Genomic DNA, 1,108 nt, shown 5'->3' with positions numbered 1-1,108 from the left:
GTAGTGTCATCCTGAACGGAACGCAGTGTAGTGAAGGATCTAGCGGTCAGTGGTTAGCGGTCAGTGGACAGTGTCATCCTGAACGAAACGCAGTGAAGTGAAGGATCTAGCATTCCCTTTTGCAAAAAAACGCTAGATCCTAGCCCAAAGGGCTTAATTCAACTAAGGAACTAAAGTTCCAAGTTTCGTTTCATATATCGTTCCGTGCTTCGCACTCCACTCAGGATGACACAACAAGCGTACCTTCGCACTCCGTTCAGAATGACACTTCCAGCGGTGTCATCCTGAGCGGCGCTCCGACATAGTTAAGACAAAAGTCTCGAAAAAAAAATCGACCGCGCGCTTCGCGCCCGGTTGAAACGGACTCGTTCTATTTGACCACTCTTCTTTTGCGGTCGCGGGCCTGCAAGCCCGCGACAAATAAATCGAATGAATCAAATAAATCGAATGCGCTACGCTTTTATTCTAAGACGGGACGAACAGACTGTCCGTCGTAGCGGCCGATGTTGAGCACGTACTGGTCACCCGAAAGGAAGTACAAGCCGAAGGCGCCCTCGCCGCCGTACCCGCGCGGAGTAGAACTCCGGTAGTATCCGTAACTCCCTGCGACATCCAAGCCAGAACCGCCACGGAACCCTGCTGCTGGGAGAAAAATTGAATTTCCATTAGGGCCTGTTACTCTATAGCCATAGCCTCTAATCGCTCCATTCATATCGGTTATTTTTTTCCAAGTCCATGTGCATTTATTTATCAATTCCTCCATTTGAGCATTCGTCGGCATTCTCCATTTGCCGCCCCAGTTAGCTCTGGCAGCGTCATATTTCGGGTTACCTGCAATATCAAAATTGAATTTATCATTTTTGAATGTCAGACTATTTTCTTCTGTGTAATTTGACTTCGTTTTTGTTTCACCCCAGGCAAAGTAATCGCCATAATCTGCGGGCGATTTTGCCCCCACATTCATGTTCGCCCACTTGGTGCCGCTGGGTAAACCTAAGTCAACAGCTTCTGCATTTGTGCTTGCAAAAAAGTTAAACTGAAATAAATTAAATTGGTCCAATAAATCAAGCGGATGACTCATTACACCCACAAGACTCATCGCTTTACC

The 1,108-nt window shown here is 47.1% G+C and carries 1 pseudogene; it reads right to left on the bottom strand.

What is annotated here, in order from left to right:
• Positions 1–460 precede the first annotated feature (460 nt).
• Positions 461–1,108 (bottom strand): annotated as a pseudogene (locus B0H50_RS13070) (DUF1566 domain-containing protein); the annotation flags it as partial.

Origin of the sequence: Hallerella porci (genome assembly GCF_003148885.1) — a bacterium.
GTDB lineage: Bacteria > Fibrobacterota > Fibrobacteria > Fibrobacterales > Fibrobacteraceae > Hallerella > Hallerella porci.
This window is presented reverse-complemented; position numbering and strand designations above follow the sequence as displayed.